Raw genomic sequence first — 25,180 nt, 5'->3', positions numbered from 1 at the left:
CGGTATTCGATGCGGGCGATTGTTGCCGTCGCGGTAACGTTGTCTTGAGCGATCGAGGTTTGTGTCCCGCACCTTGCAGGGCATAAGCTTTGCGACCTACGAATTTCGTCTCTTCAGGAAGGTCCATGTCCAGTCAGTTCCCCGAAGCACGTCCACGCCGTCTGCGCCGCAATGCGAGCCTGCGCAGCCTGTTCCAGGAAACCGAGTTCAGCGTGAACGATCTGGTGCTGCCGATTTTCGTCGAGGAAGAGATCGACGATTTCGTGCCGATCAAGAGCATGCCCGGGGTGATGCGCATTCCCGAGTCGAAACTGGCCGGCGAGATCGAGCGTTACGCCCGGGCCGGGATCAAGTCGGTGATGACGTTCGGCGTGTCTCATCATCTGGACAGCAACGGCAGCGACACCTGGAACGATAACGGCCTGGTGTCGCGCATGTCGCGCATCGCCAAAAACGCCGTGCCGGAAATGATCGTGATGTCCGACACCTGTTTTTGTGAGTACACCGACCACGGCCATTGCGGCGTGTTGCACCAGCACGAAGTCGATAACGACCAGACCCTGATCAACCTCGGCAAACAAGCCGTGGCCGCCGCCCGGGCCGGCGCCGATGTGATCGCGCCGTCGGCGGCGATGGACGGGCAGGTCCAGGCGATTCGCCGGGCGCTCGATGCAGCGGGTTTCAGCCAGACCGCGATCATGGCCTATTCGACCAAATTCGCCTCGGCGCTTTATGGCCCGTTCCGCGAAGCCGGCGGCAGTGCGCTCAAGGGTGACCGCAAAAGCTATCAGATGAACCCGATGAACCGTCGTGAAGCGGTGCGTGAGTCGTTGCTGGACGAACAGGAAGGCGCCGACGCGCTGATGGTCAAGCCGGCCGGCGCGTACCTGGACATCATCCGCGACATCCGCGAAGCCTCGCGTCTGCCGTTGTCGGCGTATCAGGTGAGCGGTGAATACGCGATGATCAAATTCGCCGCCCAGGCTGGGGCGATCGATGAAGATCGCGTCGTGCGTGAGAGTCTGGGGGCGATCAAAAGGGCGGGGGCGGATTTGATCTTCACCTACTTCGCAATGGACCTGGCCCTGGCCGGGATCTAACAAATCAAAAGATCTTCAGGTGATATAAGGCCGTATCCCATGATCGCGGAAATACCGTTCGATCACCTTCGGATCGGCGCTGTAATCGGCGATCGCCACATAGGTATCGGGGCGCAGCAGGTAAAACCCGTTGCGCGCCAGGCCCACGGTTTCAAACACCGGTCGCCAGTCGAACACCTGCAACGGCAGGTGATGCGCGCTGCACCAGGCGATCATCGCGTCGCTGGTTTCGCCATACACATGCACCTGCCAGGTCAGGTATTTCAGCGATTCGAAGTTGTCCCCTTCATCGTCGTGGGCCCAGGGCAGGCGATCACCGCCGTGAATATGGCCGGTAACGCCCTCACTCAACGGCATGCCGCGATAGTTGAGGGTGGTCTGTGACACCGTGCGAAACAGGAACTCCCGGACGGCCTCGAACGAGATCATTTTCGGGATCAAAAAGGGCGCCACGCGCATGCGCATTACGTCGGCAATTGGCCCATCGGCCGTGACGAAATTGAACACCCGATCAGTGGTGGCCACCAGGCGCTGGGCAAAGGCGATGCGTTCGGTTTCATAACTGTCGAGCAGTTTGGCCGTGGCGCTGCCGCTTAACACCGCCGCGAGCTTCCAGGCCAGATTGATCGCGTCGCCAATCCCGGTGTTCATGCCCTGGCCACCCGCCGGGCTGTGGACATGGGCGGCGTCACCCAACAGAAACGCGCGTCCGGTACGAAAGTGATCCGCTACCCGGTGATGCACGCGGTAGGTCGAGAACCAGTTCACCTGATCGATCTGCACCTTCAAATTCTCGATGGCCCGCCTGCTAACGTCTGCAAACTGGAGGGTTTCGGCTCGCTCGGCGCGTTCGTCGCGAACCGTGCCGATCAGTCGGGCGCGACCTTCGCTGGACAAAGGAAAAATGGCGAGAAAGTCGGCTTCGTCGAGGTCCACATGCAATTCACCGTTGAACGTCGGGCCGCGGGCCTGCACATCCGCCACGTAAAAAATCTGCTGGTAGGTGCCCCCCGGAAAATCGGTGTCCAGGGATTTGCGCACGATCGAGCGGGCGCCGTCGCAGCCAGCGAGGTAGCAGGCCTGGCAGGTTTGCTGCTGGCCATCGGGCAAGCGCAGCGTTGCGGTGATGCCATCGCCAGTTTCCTCGAAACTGTGCAATTCGGTGTTGCGCTCCACCGTAATGCCAAAGGTCTCCAGGCGTTCGATCAGCAGTTGTTCATGCTCGTCTTGCGGATAGATTTCCAGGAACGCATAGGGCGTCAACCCCTCGCCGATGGCGCTCAGCGGCAGGTGTGCGACCGGTTCGCCCTTGACCCAGAAATTCGCGGCGCACACTTTATGGCCGTTCTGCACCACGGCGTCGCTGAGGTCGAGCTGGCGATACAGCTCCAGCGTTCGGGCCTGTACTGCCAACGCGCGTGAGGTAGTACCGGGGGCCGAGGTCTTGTCGATAATCCGCACCCCAATCCCCAGCTTGCTCAGCCACAGTGCCAGGACCAGCCCGGTCGGGCCGGCGCCGATGATCAGCACGTCGCTACGGTTCATGAGCCTGTCCTCCTCGGTGTGTGGATCAAGTATGGTTCAACCGGGACGCGCTCGCAGGCTCGACAGCGGCTACGGAACAGGGAGAGGGCGGGATAGTCATAGCCTGCGCCATGCCATTGATCGTATGGTTAACCCGGCTCAACGGATTTGATGGAGCACCATGCAAGCCAATCGATTGATCATGAGCGTGGCCGCGCTGTTGGTACTGGCCGGTTGCGGCACTCAGCGCCCTCAGGAACCGCCGGCCCGCAAGCCTGCCGAGGTCAAGGCCGAGATCGTCAGCCTGCTGCCGGCCAAGACGGTCGACCGCCAGGGCTGGGCCACGGACATCTATGCGGCGTTTGCCGCGCAAAAGATTTCGCCGACCACGCAAAACCTGTGTTCGGTACTCGCGGTCGCTGAGCAAGAGTCGACGTTTCAGGCTGATCCGCCGGTGCCGGGCCTGGGCAAGATCGCCCGGGATGAAATCGACCGCCGCGCCGATAAGGCCCACATTCCCAGCTTGCTGGTCAGCGGTGCCTTGCAGGTGCGTTCACCCAACGGCAAAAGCTACAGCGACCGACTGAATGCCGCGCGCAGCGAAAAAGAGCTCAGCGCGATTTTCGATGACTTCATCGGCATGGTGCCCATGGGCCGGACCTTGTTCGGCGGCTTCAACCCGGTACACACCGGCGGGCCGATGCAGGTCAGCATCGACTTTGCCGAGCAGCAGGCGCGGGATTATCCCTACCCGGTGAACGGCTCGATTCGTCACGAAGTGTTCACCCGTCGCGGTGGCCTGTATTTCGGTATCGCCCACTTGCTCGGCTATCCGGTGAGCTATCAGCAGCCGCTGTATCGCTTCGCCGATTTCAACGCCGGTTGGTACGCCAGCCGCAATGCGGCGTTTCAGAACGCGGTCAGTCGTGCGACGGGTATCCCGCTGGCGCTGGATGGCGACCTGGTGCGCTACGACTCGATCATGCCCGGCACCACGGAACTGGCGGTGCGCACCCTTGGCAAGCAATTGGACATGCGCAACCCGACCATTCGGGATCAACTGGAGGAGGGCAAAAATCTTCAGTTCGAGGACACCACGCTCTATCAACGCGTCTTCGCTTTGGCCGAACAGGCCGAAGGCCGGCCATTACCCCGGGCGGTGTTGCCGGGGATCGTGCTGCAAAGCCCGAAAATCACCCGAAAACTCACCACGGCGTGGTTTGCCAAGCGGGTCGACGAGCGTTATCAGCGCTGTATGAAGCGCGCGGGAGGGTAACCGGGCAAGTTCGCTCCCACATGGTTCGTGCGCAGTCTTTGGCATCTGCTACAAAGAGAGAGTCGCAGAGGAGATTTAGTCATGTACCAGCTCTATGGGCATCAGAATTCGGGGGCGGCCGCCATCGAAGCCGCGCTGGAACTGTGCGAGGTTCCTTATCGCTTCATCGACGTTTCATCGTCCCCGCAGGCGCTGCATGCGCTGGAGAAGCTCAACCCGCTGAAGCAGGTTCCCACTCTGCAACTGCCTGATGGCGGCGTTCTTACCGAGAGTGCGGCCATCCTGATTCACCTGGGCCTTACGTTTCCGGAGTCGAATCTGTTGCCGGAAAATCCGATCAAGCGCGATCAGGTGATTCATGGCCTGGTGTATATCGTCAGCAATTGTTACACCGCCATCGGCATCATCGATTACCCCGAACGCTGGCTGGCCGAGGCGGACGAGTCGTCCCGGCAAAACCTCATGGCCGGTGCCCGCCAACGCCTGCATTGGCATTGGGAGGTGTTTGCCGATCAGTTCGCCGGCAAGTTGTACCTGGACGATGGAAAACCGGGTGCGCTGGATATTCTGGCAGCGGTGGTAACGCGGTGGGCGGGTACCCGGGAACACTTGCGCATTGCGCGGCCGGGGTTCTTCGCCTGGCTCGAACGCTTCGACCGCCACCCTGCATTGGCGCCGGTCTTCTCTCGGCATTGGCCATAGGAACACCGCCAAACACATATTGTGGGGGGGCGGGCTTATCTGTGGCGAGGGAGCAAGCTCCCTCGCCACAGAAGCCCGGCTCCCACAGGGGGATTTGCGGTGTGTCGTGCAATCACTCGCCGCGAATGTACTGCTCCAGCTGCCGAATCAGTTCAGCCTGTTCGGCAATGGCTTCCTTGACCAGGTCGCCGATCGACAGCAAGCCCATCAGCTCACCGTCCTCCACCACCGGCAAGTGCCGCAGGCGTTTGTCGGACATGATGCCCATGCAGGTTTCGACGGTTTGATGGGTGTCCACGGTGATCACCGGCGACACCATGATGTCGCTGACCGGTGTGCCGACGGAGGAGCGCCCCTTGAGCACCAGTTTGCGCGCATAGTCCCGCTCACTGATGATGCCGACGACCTTTCCGTCTTTGAGGACCGGTAACGCGCCGACGTTTTTGGCGGCCATCACCATCAGCGCTTCCAGCACCATTTGATGAGGCGCAATGGTGTGGACTGCCTGATTCTGTTGGGCCTTTAACTTGAGCAACTGGGCGACGGTTTTCATGACGGCTTCTCGGGTGTTGTCGTTGTTCTTGAAGAATCGTAGAGACACGCTCACAGAGCAAGGGAGAAAGCGGCAGATAACACGCAAATAGCGTCATTCAGGCTTTTTTTTTCATAACTCCCCCCCGATTCATCGAGAGAATGTGTCGATCAGCAGGATAGGCTCAGGCCCGGAGGGCGTTCAGTTTTGTCGCGTGTCGACCGGGGAGACCGGGTAACGGGGATTATGGGTTTTTTGGTTAATACCTTGAAATAGAGGGAGGAAAATCGAATAAAGAAATTCGGGTAGGCTCATACCTCTAATAAGTCATGGATGACTCGTCATTATGTTTGATGCTCTAACGGCTGCTGAATCTACGCAGCGTTCACTTCCTGAGTCTATGACTCAGAGTCCGCACATACCTTTCATTGCCAAGTCTATTCCAGACTGGCTATTGAGCACCCGTGCAGAAAATCGCACCGCTTTAAAACAGAATGTTGGACCTGCCATGCCCTGGTATGACATGGCGTCGGCGCAATTACGTGGTGAGATGAAAAGGGCGTTTGAGGACAGTTGGGTATCACAAAACGAAACTGATAAAACCCTGAACAAAATTCAGGAAGTCGAAACGTTCGCAGAACAGCTTTTAATCACTGCGCTGAAAGATAAATACGGCATTACCCTGGATGTCAAAGCGACCTACCTGCGGCTTTACTGCCCCAAGGGCATTGTCGTCGGGTTTGATGTGCGGACGCTGTCACTGCTTGAGGCCTCGCTGCATAACTTCGAAGTTAAAGAAACCCGAGCGGGTTATTTCGACAGGGCGAGCGACTTCATTACGAAGCCTTCCGCTTCCGGGCAATTCGACGTCGTGCCGATCAAACATAAACTGTCTGTCGAGGCCTTTGCAGCGCTGTGTCGTGAACTGGATATCGGGGCTCGATACCAAGCTTACCTGAAGGCATTCATGGGGTTCACCAACCCGGTGGCAAGGGCGGTGTTACAACATAAAGTACAGGCCAGCCAACAGGATGCGTTGCGTGCGGCCAGTGTTTTGGCGCTCATGAAACAAGACATCGATCACGATACTCACCGGATGCTGTTGAATCTGGTTGCGGGGCATCAAGCACTGACTTTGCAGGGCCAACCCATGCACTGTTACGAGTTGAGGATGATGGATACGGCCCTGACAGGCATTGTTCTGATTGCGGCGGACCTCGATAGCAGCCGTCAGATTGAACAAGTCATCGCCTATGTCCCCCATGATCCGGAACATCCGGTCAAACAATACCCCTCCCTGGCCAGCTTCCATAGAGAACTGATCTCACAATTACGCTCGCCTGAGTATCAGCGCTTTTTCAGCCGGTTTGTCCCTCATCAACAGCGAGGCACCTTCTTTTTCCAGCTCAATAACCGGCTTTCAAGCATTCAATGGCATGCATCCTTGCCGTTTGAACAAAAGCCGGCGTGGCGTGAGGAGCCGAATATCAATCCTGATTTGCGGATGACCTATCTGCGAAACAGCGGTGACTTCTGGCCCCGTGACTTTCACCAGAAACTGAACAAGATCCTCAATGACGCTCGGGCGATGGCGGTTCCCACTGGCGATGAAGATGAAAAAACTCGTTGGGCGCGTTGGGATAGTTTTCAAAAGGTCGCCGCAGTCGTTCTTGAAGCGGCCACTTTTGTGGCGACGCTCTTTGTACCGTTACTTGGCGAGCTGATGCTGGCCTATACCGCCTATCAACTGCTTGATGAAACGTTCGAAGGGATTGTCGAGTGGTCAGAGGGACAGAGAAGCGAAGCTGCCGGGCATTTGATCGGTGTGGCTGAAAGTCTGATCCAGTTGGGTGCATTCGCGGCAGGAGGCAAAGTAGTGGGCACCCTGTTGCCGCTCAAGTCGTCGCCCTTTCTCGAGGGCATGAGGGTCGTAGAAAAGAGCGATGGCAGGTCGCGGTTATGGGACGCGGATCTGCAGCGCTACGCACAGTCGATTACCCTTGATGAGTCTGTCCGGCTGGATGAAAAGGGCATTTATCGACATTCCGGACAGGAGGTGCTGCCGCTCGATGGCACGCAGTTTGTGATTGAGCCTGATCCTGGATCGGATCAGTACCGCATCCAGCATCCCCGTCGGGGCGACGCCTATGCCCCCCGTCTTGTACACAATGGCGTTGGTGCGTGGGCGCATGAGGCTGAGCGCCCTCAGACCTGGCAGGGCGTCACCCTGATGCGACGCCTGGGACATCGCGTCGATTCGTTTTCCGATCAAACCCTGGAGCAGATCCGGATCGTCAGCGGTGTTGACGACGCGGTATTGCGCAAACTACATGTCGAGCATGAGCGGCCGCCGGCGTTGCTGGTGGCAACCATCAAGCGTTTTACCGCTGACCAGGAGGTTAAAACTTTCATCGAGCGAATAAGTAGCCGTGACCCGCAGGTGTATGGTCAGGCCGATGTGCAGACTCAACTGAAGCTGCTGACGGGTCATCGCAAATGGCCCAAGAACCGCACCGTGCAGTGGCTCGATGCGCAAGACAAGGTGCTCTGGCAATCTTCGCCAGACCTGGGCGAATCGATCATCAAGGTCAGATCCGGGCAGACCGGTTACCACGATCTGGCCGCAACGATGCTCTCCCAACTGCAGGAACAGGAGGTCAAGACGCTGCTGGATGAAGCGTTTGGCAATGGAATCATTGCCCAGGATGTGCGGGCGGCCAGACTGCGTGCGCTCATCGCCACGGCGGCCAGTGAGCAAGAAACGACGTTGGTGGATGCTCGTTTCAGCCTTGATGAAGCACCTGTCGGCCCCGACGTTGCGGCGCACGTTGGATGGTTGCGTAGTGAGTTTCCTCAATTGCCGGGTGCCATCATGGATGAGCTGCTGGTCGGTATCACCGAGGCGGAACAAAGACAGATGAGCGATCGACAGCATTTGCCGTTTCGTCTGCGGCAGGAGGTCCGCACGGCGATGCGCGAATGGCGGATTGTTCGGGCGTACGAGGGGCTGTATTTGCCCTCGAGCGCGAATCTGGATACCAGTCGGCTGGCGTTGCACAGCCTCGAGCGCCTGCCGGGCTGGTCGCCCGAGGTACGCATCGAAATTCGCAACCAGTCATTCGAGGGACCGCTGCTCGACAGTATCGGGCCGGAACACGCGTCCATTCGCAAAGTGCTGGTGCGAACCATGGAAAACACCTTTCAGTCCCATGACGAAGAGGGTAATACGCTGCATGGCGCCGACGATTTCTATACCGCCCTGTTACAAGCCTTGCCTGACGCCGCGCGCAGAAAACTGGGCCGCGAAATCGGCCAGGGCATCCAGTTGCGACAGACATTACAGAACGCACCGCTGACGCATGCGGCATTGCGCGAAATTCTCCCGGATCCCTCCATTCGACATGTAATGGACACCGCGGCCGCAACCCGTTTGCGCGGAGCCGTTCAGGGGTATGCACGGATCAATGAGCCTCTGCTCGGTACAGGGGGGACCTTGAGTCTGGAGGATCGGTTCAAGGTGCTGTACCCGCAGGCGAGTGCGGATACGTTTGCCGATTTTGTCCGCTCATCCGGCTCGCAGACTCAGGCGTTGCGGGGCATCGGCGAACGGGAATTGGAGTTCGAGGAACTGACCAAAGCCCTGGATAGCTGGGTGGCGATCGAGAGAGGCGAGCTTCTGCCCATGGATCAACGCTACCACAAGGGACGTTTTGCCAAGGCGATCAAGCAATGCTGGCAGGCTGCACTAACTTCGGGGCCGGACGGCTACGCCCTGGATCTGAATTTTCACTGGACGAGTGATTTTCTGGAGTATCTGCCAGCATTGAATGCTGATTTCCGGCATGTCAGTTCGCTACAGTTCCGCCATGTCGAACTGCGTACCGATATCACCGGTTTTCTTCGTTATTTTTCCAACTTGAGGGCGCTGGATTTGAGTGATAACGCGCTGGTCGCCGCCCCTCGCTTGCAAGAAAGTCTGCCGGTGCTCGAGCATCTGAACCTGTCCAATAACCAACTGACGCTGACCGCTGACAGTGTGGCGGATCTGGCTGGTCTGACTCGTCTGCAAACACTGAGACTGGCCGGCAACCCGGCGCTGTCGCAGCAGCCGGATGTCAGCCGGATGGCTGAACTCCACCTGTTGGATTTGCACGATACCGGTATCACGGAGTGGCCCACCGGCCTGCTCACGCTGCCGCGACCGCGCGCCTTTGAACTGGATCTGCAGGGCAATCCGATCGAACAGGTCCCCCAAGTGACACCCGGTTCGGAGCAGGCACGGCTTGTTGCCCGCACCCGCTTGAGCCGCGACCGGTTGTCTGATCAAGGTCGTGAACAATTTCAGAGCTATATGCGTTCTGTAGGGTATGACCCGGCACGCAGTTACCCGCCCAAAGGCGAGGAAACCAGTGTGTACTGGCTGGAAGGTTTGTCTGGCGCAGAACGACAAAGCAGGCAAACGTTGTGGGATGAGCTTGAAGGGGAGCCGAATGCCCAGGGGTTTTTCGAGGTGCTGGAGCAACTCGCCGACTCAGCCGATTACGTCGAAGAAGCCAGTCGCCCGGAGCTGACACAACGAGTGTGGCGCCTGCTCGATGCCGTTGCCCGGGATACCCCGCTGCGCGAAGAACTGTTTCGCATGGCGAGCAACCCTGATTCATGCGCCGACGCCGGTGCGCAGATTTTCAATGAAATGGGGTTCAAAGTACTGGTTCACGAAGCGTATCTGGCCGGCAGCCCTGAGCAGATCGAAACCAGCCTGATCAGGTTGGCGAAGGGCAAGTCCCGTCTGGATCAGGTCAATGAAATCGCGCGCGCCACTGTCCAGAGCCGATTGCAGGCCGGTGAAAGCTTTATGGCGGTCGATGAAGACGGGGACATCACCGGTACCATCGACGAAGTGGAAGTTTATCTGGCGTTTCAGACCGGTCTGGCGGATCGGCTTGATCTGCCATGGCAATCGCGGGGCATGTTGTTCCGGGAGATGGCCGAGGTCAGTGATGCGCAGATAGATCAGGCGTATGAATCGGTTTTGACGCTTGAGGCGGGTGAGGGGCTGGTGAACCGGATTATTGAGCAGCGGTTTTGGTGCAAGTACCTGAAGAGTCGCCATGCGCAAGCATTCGCGCAGAATTCGAAGGCGTTTAATGCTCGCTCAGAGGAGCTGCTCAATCGGCATTTGGCGGGCACCGTCTCACAGCAGGTATATGAGCGCGAACTTCTTGAGTTGGCCGAGGGGCGTAAGGGATTATTGAGGACGCTGACAGCGCAGGCGTGGAAAAAGGCCGCATAGCCTGCACGGTACCGCATCGCATCACGCGACCGGTCTGTCGTTGCGGACAGACCGGTTTTTTTGGGGCCGTTAGCGTGTTTGGCTCCAGAAGGATATTGCCCTACCGGTATTCCACTATCGCGCTGTTCCACTGGGACCGAGTCGTCGCCGTTCTCCCCGTCAAGACATCAAAGGCTGATGTATTGTCGTAGGACTCAAGCAAGATATGGGTGCAGTTGAAACAAGCGGGAAAGGCCTGCGCTGCTATCGCCCCTTGTAGTTTTTGCGTCACCACTTGAATGAGCGCCGGGTCGGTTGTCCCGGTCTGCGCTTTCTGGATATAAAGCGCCAGATTGGCCGCTTGAACTTCTGCATGGGCGGCAGGGAGTCCACTGGATTGGGGCAGGTCACCTTCGCTTGCCGCTATATGACCTTGAATACGGTTCTTTATCAGCGGGTGAAGTGGCGTTTGTTCATACTCTATGCCGGCCAGGTCAATCGTTTCAGATGTCGTCCCTCGGTAGATTTTTACAGGAAGCGCAGGATCTTTGATTCGCTCGATATACCGGTTGCTCAAATATTCCGTATATCGATCAGGGTCGGTGAATCTCAGGATGCCACCTGTGACCGGATTGTCTCTACCGAGGCTATCATCCGCCTGTCTGTGCATCTCTACGCCATGTTTGGCTTTAGTGAGCGTTACATTTCTTTCCAAAGGGATATTGAAAAAGTCGGTGATGTAAATGGCATCGTCAGGTGTTGAGCCTTCAATCGCTACTCCCGCATGTGCGACAGCGACCTCGGATCTAAACGTTTTTGAGAACCGCGCATCTGGATGTGTCTTAAAGTGTTCTTCGTTTGCAGCCAGTTGTTTTGTCGCGGAGCCTTTCACTTTAGGCACCGGATGAGTGCGCGGCACCTCAAGCATGGCGGTGGTTCGGGCACTTACCCTCTGGTTAAGCGCGGCTCCTTTGGTAAGCCCAAGCCTATCGACAAAACTCATCGGGTTGCTACCCACCATCTCATACAGATTCAACCCGTCCACTGTTCCCGCCGGGTCGGCACTGATCCAGCGTTGCAACCACGACGCGAAATAACGCCGTCCGTAGTAGTAAAGTCCGCTGTCATCCCGCTCCTTGCCCGAATAGCGGATGGTTTTATAACTGACTTCCCGCACCGAATCCGCTCTCAGCGAGGCCGTGCCGCCGAAGGGATAATAGTCCTCGTGACTGATCAGGCGGCCCGCTTGATCGAGCTCGATGAGGCTGGAACCCAGGCTGTCGTCGAGGCAGTAGCGCACCTGATTGGCATCAATGTCTTCCGGTTTACCCTGGAGCCAATGCAGGCAGCGTACGTTGCCTATTACGTTCGGCAAGGTGATGACGTGCAGCTCTTCACCCGTGTCGCGGCAGCGTATTTCCAATCCGGGAAGGTAGCGTACTTCGTGGAAATGACTGGTCGATGATGTATGGGTTTCGTGGCGTTTATAGACACGTACGCCATTGCTGTAGCGAAAGGTTTCCGTATCGTGGAGGCCATTTTCGCGCTCGATCAGCGTGATGGAGGCCAGCTCATCATGGCTGTTCCATTGCAACGCCTGGCCCGGTTGCAAGGCCTGGAGATTGCCATGGCGGTCAAACAGCTTTGAAAAATCGGGTTCAGGATCCCCTTCTTTCCAGCGCACGCCACGGTTGCTGGACGGATCAATGCGCATCCGATGGGTGTAACCGCGTACCACGCGGCTATGAGTAATCTTGATCAGGTTGTTGCCTGTATCGTACTCGAAGGTTTGTGTGTACTTCAGGAAGTTGTTGGGGTCGTTGGGCAGCGGCCTCCCCGGCATGCTGGACGGCGGGGGGCTATCATGACCGGTGGCGCTGACCAACCGGTACAGGGGGTCATATATGAATTCGCGGGCTCCATCAATGTACTGGTTGGCCAAGAACACCGGATTGAAGGTGTGATCCTTTATGCTCAGTACGTTACCGACCTTGTCATAGTCATATTCCAGATCTTGCCGCAGGTTCTGGCCAGGCACTCCAGCCTTCATGCGTGTCAGCCGACCATCCGCCTGGTCGTAGATCCAGGTTCTGGTCATGCCGTTGCCGAGTTGTTGCTCGATGACTTGGCCGGCGGCGTTGTACTGCGCGTTCTTGAGGATGTCCTGAGCGGAGTCGCTGGCATTGATTTGCAGTGTCACTTGCTTGAGTTGCCCGGCAACGTCGTAGCATGAATGCTGCTGATGGTTGCCGGCATCTGTCTGGCTCAGCGCCTTGCCGTCTGCACCGTAGCGCCATCGTGTGGTGTAGACGCAGCCATCGAATAACGTGCGGGTTTCTTCTAAAGGCAGGTAATGCAAACTAAAGGAATCGAATGCAATCGAACCCGAAGGATCGATTTTCTTGATCAGCTGACCCCGCAAGTTTTTCCCGGGATCCGCATCGCCCCGCCCATAGGTCAAGACTTCGACGTTCGGTTGCGCATTGGCGTCAACCGCCAACATGCGCAGGTGATCATCGTAGGTATTTCGCCATTGATTGCCGCGCTCATCCCAGCGGCAGAGGACTTCACCGGCCACCCCGAGCAAGCTCAGACGCCAGCCGGAATCGACGCTGTCGACCTTCAGCGGTTGGCCGGTCAGCCCATGGACCGTCGTCAGGTTGGGCCTGGAGCCATACAGACGCGGATCCCAGTGTTCCACCGGTCTGCCGGCGACGTCATGACGCTGTCGGGTGATGAGCGCTTGCAGAGGCTCGCCAGCGCTCTTGCGCAGGTAGGCCACATGGCGAACCGCCAGGCCGCGGCCATCATTGGCCGTAATCGAAGGGGTGTTCCGATGCACGGTGAGATCCATCTCTCTATCTCCTTCAATGCGTAGCATCGGTCATGGCAAGGGTTTTCTCCAAGGCTCGATGCTATCAACGTACGAGGGGTGTGTAACCTGTCAGATATGACAGGTGACAAGGGACGCACCTATCCCAACGCATCCACACGGTTGCCCAATGACGCGTAGAATCACCCCTTGAATCAAATCGTTGAGGTTGCAGTGGTGGATTTACAGCAGGGCTTCGTCCTGACCCGGCATTGGCGCGATACCCCGGCCGGCACCGAAGTCGAGTTCTGGCTGGCGACCGATGCCGGTCCCCGGCGCATCCGCCTGCCCCATCAACCGTCGGTCGCGTTCATTCCGGCAACCCAGCGCGAGCAAGCCGAAACGGTGTTGCGCGGCGAAAAGAACGTCGAACTGCGGCCGTTGGCGCTGCTGGACTTCGAGCACCGCCCGGTGCTGGGCCTGTACTGCCAGCAGCACGGCCAGCTGATGCGCCTGGAAACCGCACTGCGCAAATCAGGTGTCGAGGTGTTCGAAGCCGACATCCGCCCGCCGGAACGCTACATGATGGAGCGGTTCATCACCGCGCCGGTAGTGTTCGGCGGCACACCCGGTGCCGATGGCCTGTTGTTCGACGCGCAAATGAAACCCGCCCCGGGCTATCGGCCGAACCTGCGGCTGGTCTCGCTGGACATCGAAACCACCGCCCAGGGCGAGTTGTATTCCATCGCCCTGGAAGGCTGCGGCGAGCGTCAGGTGTACATGCTCGGGTCGCCCAATGGTGATGACAGCGGGGTGGATTTCCAGCTCGAATACTGCGATTCGCGAACCCTGCTGCTGAAAAAACTCAATGAGTGGTTCGCCCGGCATGACCCCGACGCCATCATCGGCTGGAACGTCGTGCAGTTCGACCTGCGCGTCCTGCACGAACATGCCCGGCGCCTGGCGGTGCCGTTGAAGCTGGGGCGTGGCGGCGAAGAAATGCAGTGGCGCGAGCACGGCAGCGGCAATCATTATTTCGCCTCGGCTGCCGGCCGGTTGATCATCGACGGCATCGAGTCACTGCGTTCGGCGACCTGGAGCTTCCCCTCGTTCAGCCTGGAAAACGTCGCGCAAACCCTGTTGGGTGAAGGCAAGTCGATCGACAACCCGTACCAGCGCATGGACGAAATCAATCGCATGTTCGCTGAGGACAAACCGGCCCTGGCCAAGTACAACCTCAAGGACTGCGAACTGGTGACGCGGATCTTCGCCAAGACCGAGTTGTTGACCTTCCTGCTGGAGCGCGCCAGCGTCACCGGATTGCCGGCGGACCGCAGCGGCGGCTCGGTAGCGGCGTTCACCCATTTGTACATGCCGTTGATGCACCGCCAGGGTTTCGTCGCGCCGAACCTTGGCAATAAACCACCGCAGGCCAGCCCCGGCGGTTTTGTCATGGACTCGCAGCCGGGGTTATACGAGTCGGTGCTGGTGCTCGACTACAAAAGCCTCTATCCGTCGATCATCCGCACCTTCCTGATCGACCCGGTGGGCTTGATCGAGGGGCTCAAGCATCCTGACGACAGCGAGTCGGTGCCAGGCTTTCGCGGCGCACGTTTCTCAAGGACCCGGCATTGCCTGCCGGCCATTGTCGCCCGAGTCGCCGAAGGCCGCGAAACCGCCAAGCGCGAACACAACGCGCCGCTGTCCCAGGCACTGAAAATCATCATGAATGCGTTTTACGGTGTACTGGGTTCCAGCGGTTGTCGCTTCTTCGATACCCGGCTGGCCTCGTCCATCACCTTGCGCGGGCACGAGATCATGTTGCGTACCCGCCAACTGATCGAAGCTCAGGGCCATGCGGTGATCTATGGCGACACCGACTCGACCTTCGTCTGGCTGCGCCGCCCCCATGGTCAGGCCGAAGCCGCGCAGATCGGTCACGCGCTGGTGGACCACGTCAACCAGTGGTGGCGCGAGCATGTGAAACAGGAATATGGGCTGGAAAGTGCCCTGGAGTTGCAGTTCGAAACCCACTACAAACGCTTTCTGATGCCGACCATTCGCGGTGCCGAGGAGGGCAGCAAGAAACGCTATGCCGGGTTGGTCACCCGCGCCGACGGCACCGACGAGATGGTCTACAAAGGCCTGGAAACCGTGCGCACCGACTGGTCGCCGTTGGCCCGGCAGTTCCAGCAGGAACTGTACCTGCGCATTTTCAACCGCAAGCCCTATCAGGATTACGTGCGTGACTATGTGTGCAAGACCCTGGCCGGTGAGTTCGACGAGCGCCTGATCTACCGCAAACGCCTGCGTCGTCCCCTCGATGACTATCAACGCAACGTGCCGCCCCATGTGCGGGCCGCGCGGATCGCCGATGACTACAACGACCAACAGGGGCGGCCGCGGCAGTATCACAACGGCGGCTGGATCAGCTACGTGATCACTGTCGCCGGCCCCGAGCCGCTGGAAATCCGCAGCGCGCCCATCGACTACGACCATTACGTCACCCGGCAGCTGCAACCGGTGGCGGATGCCATCCTGCCGTTCGTGGATGACGATTTCTCAACGCTGATTGGGGGGCAGCTGGGCCTGTTTTGAGTCCAGCAGCGACAGCGTCCAGTCATCCGGTATGCCGTGAAAGTACTGATCCAGCGCCTGATGGAACAGACTGCCTTTTGGCGAAACCTGGGCGAACAGCGTCATCGATGAATGAAACTTGAGGTTGTCGGGGTGCCCGAAAATCTTGGTGATCGAGCGTTGAGGAATGTCCAGCACCAATTGCGTGCAGGTGCGCAAGCGCGGACCCAGTAGCGGATGCTTCAGGTACGCCGCAGCTTCCTCGCTGGAGTGAATGGCAAAGTAGCGGGACATTTCGCTGTCACCCAACCCGGCAAACTGCGGAAAGATGAACCACATCCAGTGTCGGCGCTTCTGGCCGGCGCGCAGTTCATCCTGAACCCACTCGAACACAGGATCCTGCGCCTGGACGAAGCGTGGCAAATTGAAAGAGTCGAGCTGATCGGTACTTCTCATGCCGATGCCCTCTGATAGATCCGCGATGGCTCAGACCATGGCCAACCGCTGCTTGCGTTGTGGCGCGCGAAACGCTTGGTCCAGCGCCTCCAGATCCCCAGCCTCCAGACACAATTGCGCCGCTTGTGCGTTGAGTCGCACATGCTCGGGGTGGACCGCTTTGGGGATGGCGATCACCCCGTTCTGACGCAGAATCCATGCCAGCGCTACCTGCGCAGGTGTCGCCTCGTGACGGGCGGCAACTTGTTTGAGTATTGGATTGGCCAGCATGTGTCCGCCCTGGCCGATCGGACAGTAGGCCATCACCGGCATCTTTTGCCGTTGGCTCCAGGGCAGCAGATCGAATTCGATGCCGCGCTCTTCCAGGTTATACAGCACCTGATTGGTGGCGCAGGCCGGTGAGGCCAGCTCTTCCAGATCATCCAGGTCGAAATTGGACACGCCCCAACGGCCAATCTTGCCGTCTTCGCGCAGGCGTTCGAAGGCCTCGACGGTTTCCTCAAGGGGATACTCGCCGCGCCAGTGCAACAGGTAGAGATCGATGTAATCGGTATTCAGCCGACGCAGGCTGCGTTCACAAGCCTGGGGGATGCCTCTGCGGCTGGCGTTGTGAGGGTAGACCTTACTCACCAGGAAAACCTGGTCGCGCAGGCCTGTGATGGCTTCACCCACCACCTCTTCGGCGCCCCCTTCAGCGTACATCTCAGCGGTGTCGATCAGGGTCATGCCCAACTCGATACCCAGGCGCAGCGCTGCAACTTCCCTGGTGTGTCGGGAGCGTTCCTCTCCCATGTGCCAGGTGCCTTGGCCGATGACCGGCACAGGGCGGCCGGCCAGCTCAAGAGTCCGCATGAATCCTCCTTGTCGAAGTCCGATCGATACTACAGTTGGCAGCAAAATAGCAGGGTGGTTCCGTCGTCATCATGAAAGATCGCAGCCTGCGACAGCTCCTGCGAGGGCGGGGCACACCCGCGATATCACGGGTGTACCCAGCCCCCTGAAGCTGCCGAAAGCTGCGATCTTTTGATCTACCGGGCGGAGAACCTGAACACGGTGGTCTGGGCATAGGTCTTGCCCGGATCCAGCCGCGTGGACGGGAAGCTCGGCTGGTTCGGCGAGTCCGGATAATGCTGGGTTTCCAGAGTAAAGGCACCCCAATGCGGGTAAATCTTGCCGGCCTTGCCCTTGACCGAGCCGTCGAGGAAGTTGCTGGTGTAGAACTGTACGCCAGGTTCGGTGGTGTAGAGCTGCAAGCGACGGCCGGATTGCGGATCGCTGACATCGGCGGCGAGTTTGCCCAGGTCACCCTTGGCGTCCAGCACCCAGTTGAAGTCAAAACCGCCTTGTTTCGGTTCGGCGAATTTCAACTGTGGGTGATCGGCCTTGATGTGTTGACCGATGGCGGTCGGTTGAGTGAAGTCCATGGGCGTGCCGGCGACCGGGGCCAGTTCACCGGTGGGGATCAGTTTGCCGGTGACTGGCGTGTAACGGGCGGCGTGCAAGGTCGCCAACTGCTTCAACACATCGCCGTTACCCGCGCCGGCCAGGTTGAAATAGCTGTGGTTGGTCAGGTTCAGCACCGTGGGCTTATCGGTGCTGGCCTTGTAGTCGATGCGCAGCTCATTGTTCTCGGTGAGGCTGTAGGTGACCTCGGTTTTCAGGTTGCCGGGGAAACCCATTTCGCCATCCGACGACAGGTACGTCAGCGTCACGCCCACCGAATCCTTGCCCTTGCTCGGTTCGGCTTTCCACACCCGCTTGTCGAAACCTTGAGCCCCCCCGTGCAGCGAATTGCTGCCGTCGTTGAGCGGCACTTGAAAGCGCTTGCCATCCAGCTCGAAGGCGCCGTTGGCCAGGCGATTGCCGAAGCGGCCGATGGTCGCGCCGAAAAACGCCGTGCCACTTTGATAACCCTGCACGTCGTCGAAACCGAGCACCACATCGTCGAGCTTGCCGTTTTTATCCGGCACTTTCAGCGACTGGAGAATTCCGCCGTAAGTAATGACCGTGGCCTGCAGGCCGTGGCTGTTGCGCAAAATGTATTGCTCGACGGGCGTGCCGTCATTGGTTTTGCCGAAGGCTTTTTGTTCGCTGGACAAACCAGTGGCGTGAGCGGAGAGGGTGGCGATCATCAGGGACAGTCCGAGGCCGGAGAGCAGGTGTCGGGATTGAAGCATGGTTGACCTTCCTTTTTGTTGTTTTTAAGAAGTAGTCATACTAATGATCGTGTTTAAGCGCGATCAAGGAAGGATTTATAGCTTATGTCTCGAGCATTGCAATTAAAAGTATGACTAATAAGAGATCGCTTTCATGGTGACCAGAGCTTACGGACCACCGGCACTGCACTTTTTCAGCTTTCACGGTTCTATCCTTGGCCAGCCCGCGGCGATCCCCACTGCCGGCCCATGCCCAAGTTCAAGAACCCATGGCTCGAGTTTTACCCCGTTTTACCCTGCACATTCGCCGTCATTGCTTGCTGCTGATTAGCCTGTCGATGCTCCTCGCCAGTGGTTGCAGCCATCAGCCGGGCAACGATGTCATCAGCCAGTTTCGCGATGGCAAACCCCAGGAACTCCTCCAGACCAGCGTCGACCGCATGGCGACCCTGACGATGCGCGACAACCTCGAAAGCCTCTACCTGCTGATGAACAAGCTCTACCTGCGCAACCCACAGGAGCTTAAAAAATCTGGCTTCCTCGATGTCGGCACCGCAGAAAAACAGGTGCGCATGGCCATCGAACAGCAAGAGCCGCTGCCCACCCTCGGCGGCAAAAAAGACCTCGCGGCACTGAGCTTCGCCATGAGCCCGGAATTCCTCGGTGACCGGGTCGGCGCATTCATCTATGCGATTGGCAGCATGCTGGTGACGGCCCATGGCAATCGGCTGGAGTTCTACATGACGGATGCGCTCAACCCGACCTTCGTCAGCAATGCCGCGCGCAACATCGAAAAAGCCACCTGGATCTTGAGCCAGCGGCAAAACAGGCAAGGCGAGCCTTTGCTGTTCTCCAATGAAATTTCGGAGGAGGGCAGCAACCTGAGTTTTGCCGTGGAGTTCGGCAAAATCGTCGCGCGACTGGACCTGCTGACCCAGATGCTCGATGAGCGGTACCGGCGGATCGGCCTGAACTACGCCCAGAGTCTGCTGTTCCTGAATTTTTTGCCGGTGCAGTGAGATGTCGGATAAAGCGCAATTCTTGTGGGGTTGGTATTGAGTGGGGAGTCGCTGTTTCAAATCGGTGAATTGGCATAACGATAGACCGCATCGATATATGTGGTTATAAGAAAAATCGCTATGCTGCTGACCGGTTTGTTTCCTGCGAATTTCTGGGCGTATTAATGGATTTCGGTAATTTCGGGTTGGTCGTAGCGGGTCTGGTGGTCGGCTTTATTGTCGGCATGACCGGTGTTGGGGGCGGTTCGTTGATGACGCCAATCCTGCTGTGGTTCGGTGTTAACCCGGCCACGGCGGTGGGCACGGATTTGCTGTACGCGGCCATTACCAAATCCAGTGGTGTGCTGGTTCATCGCAAGAACAAGAACATCGACTGGGCGATCACCGGTTGGTTGACCCTCGGCAGTGTGCCGGCGGTAGCCCTGACACTGTGGTTCCTGAGCACTTTGCAAACCTCGCCCGAGGCGATGAACGCCGTCATCAAACAGGCGCTGGGCTTCGTATTGTTCGCCACGGCGCTGGCGATTTTCTTCAAGAAACGCTTGCTCGATTTCGCTCACAAACGGGCGGGCGGCCAATACAACCCCAGCGGTTCCCGGTTGAATGCACTGACCGTGATCACCGGTCTGGTGCTAGGCACCATGGTGGCCCTTACCTCCATCGGCGCCGGCGCCCTGGGCACCGTTGCGCTGTTCATCCTGTATCCGCTGCTGCCCACTCGTCGCCTGGTCGGCACCGAAATCGCCCACGCGGTGCCCCTGACCCTGGTCGCCGGCCTGGGCCACGCGAGCATGGGCAATATGGATTGGCACGTCCTGGGCTTCTTGCTGGTCGGTTCGCTGCCAGGGATTTACCTGGGCAGCCATTTGACCGGGCGCATCTCCGACGAACTGCTGCGTCCGTGCCTGGCCACGATGCTGGTGCTGATCGGCTATAAACTGGCGTTCTGATCCGATACCGCTTCCCGAGTAAAAATCTCCAGCAGATGCCCGTCCGGGTCATCGAAATACACCCGCCGGCCACCGGCGTAATCGTTGATCTCGTTGGGCCGCTGCTTACCGGGGTCGGCCCACCACGGCTGCTTGATCGCCTGCAGGCGAGCGAAGGCCGCATCGAAGTCGTCGTCTCCAATCAAGAACGCATAGTGCTGGGACGCGATGGGCGGGTCGTTGTTGTAGAAATCCAGCGACACCCCGTTATCAAACTTGACCACCAGCATCGGCCCGAACGGCTCGGGATCGGGCAGGCCGAGGAGGTCGGTCAGGTAGCGTGCCGAAACCTGTTTGTCACGGCACCAGACGATGGTGTGGTTCAGCTGAGCGCTCATGGATAAACCCTCACGATGAATCAGCTATGAGATTAGCTCAGGCTGTTGCGCAATGACCGCCCTGACCTAAGCTTGGGCAAGGCGGAACACAATCGCGGTGCATCGCCCGGAACGATCACCGCGATGCGCAATCATTAGAGCGTGGATATCAAAAGGAGATGCGCATGCTCATCAGGTCTTTGACCCTGGCTACCCTGTTGGCTTTCGTCGGTCCTTCATTTGCCGCCGATGACGATTCCCCTCTGGTTAAAGACGTGGGCCGGGCTCGTCCCCTGATAGTCATCGCGCCCAGTTCGGTGGACCCGGTTTGGCTCAACCTGAAAAAGTCACTGGACGACTCTGCCAACCGCAAGGGTTTCACCGATCGAAACATGGTGCTGTACACCGTGATCAATACGATGGGCCAACGGGACGGCAAAGACCTCGACCCGCAATCGACGATGGCGTTGATCCGCTCACTCAAGCTGGGCGCCGGGGCGAAGAGCAAAATCATCCTGATCGGCAAGGATGGCGAAAAGAAGCTTGAGCAGTCGGATGCGGTCGAGTTGAAAGAGATATTCAACACCGTCGACCAGCTGCCGACGGCCGAGAAGGAAGCAACAGTACCGGTGCCAGCGCCGGTGGCTGAAGTCGCACCGGTCAAAGGTGCTAAAGGCACCAAAGGCAAACCGGCGAAGCCTGCCAAACCAGCTGAGCAGCCGGATGATTGAATTGAGCTCAGTAGTGGTGAGAAGGCTTACCCCAATGGGCGACTCCGACAGGTCGCCCATTTTGTTTGCCAACGGAAATCCGAAACTTGGTGACCCATTGTGGTGAGGCACAAGTGAGTGGCTGTCGGGTTACTGGGATCAATCGGCCAGCGCACTCAATATTTTGTGAGCAATTTTGACTCGGTCCGGGTTCGGGTAGTTTTTGTTGGCCAGGATCACGATGCCGATGTCCTTCGCCGGGATAAAAGCGACGTAGGCGCCAAAGCCGCCGGTTGAGCCGGTTTTGTTGATCAGCACGGTGTCGCGTTGAGGTTGTGGCGGGGTCAGCCACCGGACTTCATGGGCCTCAAATGCCATCTGCGACGAGTTGCCGGCCAGTAGGGTGTCGAGCGTCACCGGGTAGTTGTAGAGCTCCCATCCCAACCCTTGAGTCATCTCGCCAACCCGGTAATACCCGGTGTGAGTGCTGGCGATGGCTTGCTGCAAAGGCTTTTCCAGCGACGCGGGATTCATGTTCGCCTCAACATAGCGAAGCAGGTCCGCGGCGCTGGTTTTCACGCCGTACGCTTCGGAATCCAGCGCACCCGGCTCGACCCGCACAGGCTTGTCATCCTTGCTGTAACCCTGGGCGTAAAGCGCCATCTGATCCTGCGGCACCTTGAGGTAGCTGTGCTTGAGGCCGAGTTTCGGCAACAAGGTTTTTGCCATCAGCTCATCGAACGGCACCCCCATGCTTTGGGCCGCCAGATAGCCGAACAACCCGAGGCTGGGGTTTGAATACTGGCGATGAGTGCCGGCGGCGTAGGTGGGTTTCCACTGCTTGAAATAGCCGAGCATCTTGTCCTGATGGTCTGCCTCGCTGGGGAATTGCAGGGGCAGACCGCCGGCGGTGTAGGTGCCGAGTTGCAGCACGCTGATGTTATCGAACGCGCTGCCGTGCAAGGCCGGGAGTACCTGGCTGGCGTTGTCCGACAAGGACAGTTTGCCGCTCGCCTGGGCATAGGCGGCGAGGGTGGCGGTGAAGGTTTTGCTCACCGAACCGATCTCGAACAGGGTGTTTTCGGTGACGGCTTTACCGTTTTCTTTCGAGGCCACGCCGTAGTTAAAGTAATGCGGCTGACCATGGACGGTGATTGCGACCGCGAGGCCAGGGATCTTCTGTTGCTGCATCACCGGTTCGACGGCGGCTTTAACGATGGTTTCGATGCGCTCGTCAGCAAAGCTGTGGCTGGCACCGAGGAAAAGTGCGAAAGCACTGTAGGATATGAGTTTCTTCTGATTTTTTTTACGCATGATTGAGACGCTGTCCATGATTGTTCGTGGTGTTAACCGCTACACTCCGAGCGGTCTTTCAAGGCGGTCCGCTGTTGGGCGAGCCAAATCTAGGCAGTTTGGCGAAGACCGGCAAACGACGATATTTCGGATGAGCCATTAGAAAATTTTGGGGGCTGGCATGATTCGACCTCATTTGCCGCTGAATGCGTTACGTGCTTTCGAGGCTTCGGCGCGCCATTTGAGTTTCACCCGGGCGGCCGTGGAGTTGTGCGTCACGCAGGCGGCGGTGAGCCATCAGGTCAAAAGTCTTGAAGCCCAGCTTAACGTGACTTTGTTCAAACGCCTGCCCCGCGGCCTGATGCTGACCAGCGAAGGTGAAACCCTGCTGCCGGTATTGCGCGAATCCTTCGACCGGATTGCCGAAACCCTGGAGCGTTTCGAGGGTGGGCATTTTCGTGAAGTGTTGACGGTGGGCGCCGTGGGGACGTTCGCGGTCGGTTGGCTGTTGCCGCGATTGGCGGATTTTCAGAAGAAACATCCGTACATAGATTTGCGCCTGTCGACCAATAACAACCGGGTGGATGTGGCCGCTGAAGGCCTGGATTACGCCATCCGCTTTGGCGCGGGGGCGTGGCATGGGATTGAAGCGGTGCGGTTGATCGAGGCACCACTGTCGGTGCTCTGTGTGCCGGAGATCGCCCGGCAATTGCAGGCGCCAGAGGATCTGTTGCAGCAAACGCTGTTGCGCTCCTATCGCACGGATGAGTGGCCGGAGTGGTTTCAGGCGACCGGTCTTTCGGCCCATGCCGTGCTGCCCCGAAGCATCGTCTTCGATTCCTCGCTGGCGATGATGGAGGCTGCGTTGCAAGGTGCAGGAGTGGCATTGGCGCCGCCGCTGATGTTTGCCCGGCAACTGGCGGCGGGCGCAATCGAGCAACCGTTCGCCATCGGGATCACCACCGGCAGCTACTGGCTGACCCGCTTGCAGTCGCGCCCCGAAACGTCGGCGATGGCGGCGTTCCGGGGTTGGCTGCTGCAAACGGCCCAGATGAAATAGTGGAAACACCACTCCTTGTGGGAGCGGTGTTTCCAGAGGTCTAGCGCACCAGGCACGGCCGCTTGTTATCGAACTTCCATCCCGGAATCAGAAACTGCATCGCCACGCTGTCATCCCGCGCGCCGAGCCCCATGCCTTGGTACAGCTCATGGGCCTTGGCCAGTTGATCCATGTCCAGCTCAACCCCCAGGCCAGGTTTTTTCGGTACTTGCACGCAGCCGTCGACGATTTGCAGCGGTAACTGGGTCAGGCGCTGGCCGTCCTGCCAGATCCAGTGGGTGTCGATGGCTGTGATGTCGCCCGGCGCGGCGGCCGCGACGTGGGTGAACATGGCCAGGGAAATATCGAAGTGGTTGTTGGAATGCGAGCCCCAGGTCAGGCCCCACTCGTGACACATCTGCGCTACCCGCACCGAGCCCTGCATGGTCCAGAAGTGCGGGTCCGCCAAAGGAATGTCCACCGACTGTAGCTGGATCGCGTGGCCCATTTCCCGCCAGTCGGTGGCGATCATGTTGGTCGCGGTTTTCAGGCCCGTGGCACGACGAAATTCAGCCATGACTTCGCGGCCCGAGTAACCGTTTTCCGCCCCGCACGGGTCTTCGGCATAAGCCAGAACATGATGCTGATCCCGGCACAGGCGGATCGCTTCCTTGAGCGACCAGGCGCCATTCGGATCGAGGGTAATGCGCGCATCGGGAAAGCGCTCGGCGAGGGCCGTGACCGCTTCGATTTCCTCGTCGCCGCTCAACACGCCGCCCTTGAGTTTGAAGTCCTTGAAGCCATAGCGGGCGTGAGCGGCGACCGCCAGGCGCACCACGGCGTCGGCGCTCATGGCTTTTTCGTGACGTACGCGGAACCAGTCATTGTCGGCGTCCGGTTCATCGCGATAAGCCAGATCGGTTTCGTTGCGATCACCGACGTAAAACAGGTAGCCGAGCATCTTCACTTCATCACGCTGCTGGCCTTCGCCGAGCAAAGCGGCGACCGGCACGTCCAGGTGCTGGCCAAGCAAGTCGAGCAGGGCCGCCTCCAGTCCGGTGACCGCGTGAATGGTGATGCGCAGGTCGAACGTTTGTAAACCGCGACCACCGGCATCACGATCGGCGAAGGTCTGGCGCACTTGATTGAGGATCTTCTGGTAGGTGCCGATCGGGCTGCCGACCACCAGTGCGCGCGCGTCTTCCAGGGTCTGGCGAATGCGCTCGCCACCGGGTACTTCGCCGACGCCGGTGTGACCGGCGTTGTCCTTGAGGATCACGATATTGCGGGTGAAGAACGGGCCATGGGCGCCGCTCAGGTTGAGCAGCATGCCATCGTGGCCGGCCACCGGCACAACCTGCATGCTGGTGATGATCGGGGCTTTTGCGGCTTCTTGTGGGTTCATT

18 protein-coding genes are annotated in these 25,180 nt (G+C 58.8%); 9 read left to right on the top strand and 9 right to left on the bottom strand.

Translation table 11 applies throughout. The features are described from left to right. Positions 1-125: 125 nt before the first annotated feature. Positions 126-1,100 (top strand): porphobilinogen synthase, encoded by a 975-nt coding sequence (hemB, locus tag FFH90_RS20560; protein WP_111454113.1) that lies wholly within the window; start codon positions 126-128, stop codon positions 1,098-1,100. A gap of 15 nt (positions 1,101-1,115) precedes the next feature. On the opposite strand, the gene FFH90_RS20555 is transcribed toward hemB, so the two are convergent. Further along, on the bottom strand, positions 1,116-2,645 hold the full coding sequence (locus FFH90_RS20555; RefSeq protein ID WP_138867952.1) for an FAD-dependent monooxygenase: 1,530 nt from the start codon (positions 2,643-2,645) through the stop codon (positions 1,116-1,118). 160 nt (positions 2,646-2,805) lie between these two features. Between FFH90_RS20555 and FFH90_RS20550 the strand changes: the two genes are divergently transcribed. Both FFH90_RS20550 and FFH90_RS20545 read left to right on the top strand, forming a co-directional pair. Next, positions 2,806-3,900 carry a DUF1615 domain-containing protein gene (locus tag FFH90_RS20550; RefSeq protein ID WP_111454112.1) on the top strand — a complete coding sequence of 365 codons (1,095 nt, stop codon included), beginning with the start codon at positions 2,806-2,808 and terminating at the stop codon, positions 3,898-3,900. Positions 3,901-3,981: 81 nt separating this feature from the next. Continuing rightward, positions 3,982-4,602: a glutathione S-transferase N-terminal domain-containing protein gene (locus FFH90_RS20545; protein ID WP_018925392.1), complete on the top strand. Its 621-nt coding sequence runs from the start codon at positions 3,982-3,984 to the stop codon at positions 4,600-4,602. Positions 4,603-4,714: 112 nt separating this feature from the next. Here the strand turns inward: FFH90_RS20545 and FFH90_RS20540 are convergent, their stop codons facing one another. Further along, entirely contained in the window at positions 4,715-5,155 is a 441-nt protein-coding gene (locus FFH90_RS20540; protein WP_007939416.1) for a CBS domain-containing protein, read from the bottom strand. Positions 5,156-5,642: 487 nt separating this feature from the next. Between FFH90_RS20540 and FFH90_RS20535 the strand changes: the two genes are divergently transcribed. After that, on the top strand, positions 5,643-10,427 hold the full coding sequence (locus FFH90_RS20535; protein ID WP_168206178.1) for an NEL-type E3 ubiquitin ligase domain-containing protein: 4,785 nt from the start codon (positions 5,643-5,645) through the stop codon (positions 10,425-10,427). A 100-nt stretch (positions 10,428-10,527) separates the two neighbouring features. Here the strand turns inward: FFH90_RS20535 and FFH90_RS20530 are convergent, their stop codons facing one another. After that, positions 10,528-13,260 carry an RHS repeat-associated core domain-containing protein gene (locus FFH90_RS20530; protein ID WP_168206177.1) on the bottom strand — a complete coding sequence of 911 codons (2,733 nt, stop codon included), beginning with the start codon at positions 13,258-13,260 and terminating at the stop codon, positions 10,528-10,530. A gap of 195 nt (positions 13,261-13,455) precedes the next feature. Here FFH90_RS20530 and FFH90_RS20525 point away from each other — a divergent pair, with 195 nt between their 5' ends. Next, positions 13,456-15,816 carry a DNA polymerase II gene (locus FFH90_RS20525; RefSeq protein ID WP_168206203.1) on the top strand — a complete coding sequence of 787 codons (2,361 nt, stop codon included), beginning with the start codon at positions 13,456-13,458 and terminating at the stop codon, positions 15,814-15,816. Here FFH90_RS20525 and FFH90_RS20520 read toward each other — a convergent pair. From FFH90_RS20520 to FFH90_RS20510, 3 genes are all read right to left on the bottom strand, one after another. Further along, positions 15,781-16,251, bottom strand: coding sequence for a DUF1810 domain-containing protein (locus tag FFH90_RS20520; RefSeq protein ID WP_111454111.1), 471 nt, complete (start codon positions 16,249-16,251; stop codon positions 15,781-15,783). The two genes, FFH90_RS20525 and FFH90_RS20520, sit on opposite strands and share 36 nt — an antisense overlap. Before the next feature lie 30 nt (positions 16,252-16,281). Continuing rightward, the gene (locus FFH90_RS20515) at positions 16,282-17,103 is read right to left on the bottom strand and encodes an aldo/keto reductase (protein ID WP_111454110.1); all 822 of its coding nucleotides are present in this window, start codon (positions 17,101-17,103) and stop codon (positions 16,282-16,284) included. A gap of 176 nt (positions 17,104-17,279) precedes the next feature. After that, positions 17,280-18,428, bottom strand: coding sequence for an aldose epimerase family protein (locus tag FFH90_RS20510; protein ID WP_111454109.1), 1,149 nt, complete (start codon positions 18,426-18,428; stop codon positions 17,280-17,282). Positions 18,429-18,676: 248 nt separating this feature from the next. Between FFH90_RS20510 and FFH90_RS20505 the strand changes: the two genes are divergently transcribed. Next, positions 18,677-19,426, top strand: a complete 750-nt coding sequence (locus tag FFH90_RS20505; protein WP_018925397.1) for a hypothetical protein — start codon at positions 18,677-18,679, stop codon at positions 19,424-19,426. 164 nt (positions 19,427-19,590) lie between these two features. Continuing rightward, positions 19,591-20,376, top strand: a complete 786-nt coding sequence (locus FFH90_RS20500; RefSeq protein ID WP_019648385.1) for a sulfite exporter TauE/SafE family protein — start codon at positions 19,591-19,593, stop codon at positions 20,374-20,376. Here the strand turns inward: FFH90_RS20500 and FFH90_RS20495 are convergent. Then, positions 20,358-20,753: a VOC family protein gene (locus tag FFH90_RS20495; protein WP_007939410.1), complete on the bottom strand. Its 396-nt coding sequence runs from the start codon at positions 20,751-20,753 to the stop codon at positions 20,358-20,360. The two genes, FFH90_RS20500 and FFH90_RS20495, sit on opposite strands and share 19 nt — an antisense overlap. A 164-nt stretch (positions 20,754-20,917) precedes the next feature. Between FFH90_RS20495 and FFH90_RS20490 the strand changes: the two genes are divergently transcribed. Next, positions 20,918-21,463: a DUF4174 domain-containing protein gene (locus tag FFH90_RS20490; protein WP_019579989.1), complete on the top strand. Its 546-nt coding sequence runs from the start codon at positions 20,918-20,920 to the stop codon at positions 21,461-21,463. 138 nt (positions 21,464-21,601) lie between these two features. Here FFH90_RS20490 and ampC read toward each other — a convergent pair whose 3' ends face one another. Beyond that, the gene (gene ampC, locus FFH90_RS20485; RefSeq protein ID WP_290371219.1) at positions 21,602-22,756 is read right to left on the bottom strand and encodes a class C beta-lactamase; all 1,155 of its coding nucleotides are present in this window, start codon (positions 22,754-22,756) and stop codon (positions 21,602-21,604) included. Positions 22,757-22,916: 160 nt separating this feature from the next. Between ampC and FFH90_RS20480 the strand changes: the two genes are divergently transcribed. Beyond that, the gene (locus tag FFH90_RS20480) at positions 22,917-23,795 is read left to right on the top strand and encodes a LysR family transcriptional regulator (protein ID WP_018925401.1); all 879 of its coding nucleotides are present in this window, start codon (positions 22,917-22,919) and stop codon (positions 23,793-23,795) included. Between the two features lie 40 nt (positions 23,796-23,835). Here FFH90_RS20480 and gudD read toward each other — a convergent pair whose 3' ends face one another. After that, positions 23,836-25,179, bottom strand: coding sequence for a glucarate dehydratase (gudD, locus tag FFH90_RS20475; protein ID WP_138867949.1), 1,344 nt, complete (start codon positions 25,177-25,179; stop codon positions 23,836-23,838). Position 25,180 lies beyond the last annotated feature (1 nt).

Source organism: Pseudomonas sp. ATCC 43928 (assembly GCF_005938665.2).
GTDB lineage: Bacteria > Pseudomonadota > Gammaproteobacteria > Pseudomonadales > Pseudomonadaceae > Aquipseudomonas.
Note: the sequence above shows the minus strand (reverse complement) of the source record. Positions and strands in the feature narration are given on the sequence as shown.